Raw genomic sequence first — 401 nt, forward strand, 5'->3', positions numbered from 1 at the left:
CCGCATCGCGACCGACCATAGTGAGCACTATGGACGGAGTAAAGCGATTGCTATGCTGACGGGCCATCAGATCGACCGCGGGAGGCCGGCATGGGCGTGGCGCTGTCCGACGACGAGGCGTGGCAGGTGCTGGCCGCCGCACACACCGGGATCCTCACCACGATGCGCGCGGACGGCTTCCCCGTGACGCTCCCCGTGTGGTTCGCGGTGCGGGACCGGGAGATCCTGGTGGCCGGCCCTGCGGCGACCCACAAGTTCACCCGGGTCCGCAAGGACGACAAGGTCGCGTTCCTCGTCGAATCCGGCGAGCGGTGGACGGACTTGCGCGCTGTGCAGATCTCCGGCCGCGCGGTCGTCGACCCCGCACCGGACTGGACCGACGTCGACGCCCTGTTCGACGC

At 69.6% G+C, this 401-nt stretch carries 1 protein-coding gene; it reads left to right on the forward strand.

The window, feature by feature from the left end:
• Positions 1-90: 90 nt before the first annotated feature.
• Positions 91-401: pyridoxamine 5'-phosphate oxidase family protein (locus AC1DSF_RS31130; RefSeq protein WP_478184168.1), on the forward strand; the 311-nt coding region annotated here is incomplete at its 3' end.

It is taken from the genome of Variovorax sp. 01N429 (assembly GCF_056399425.1).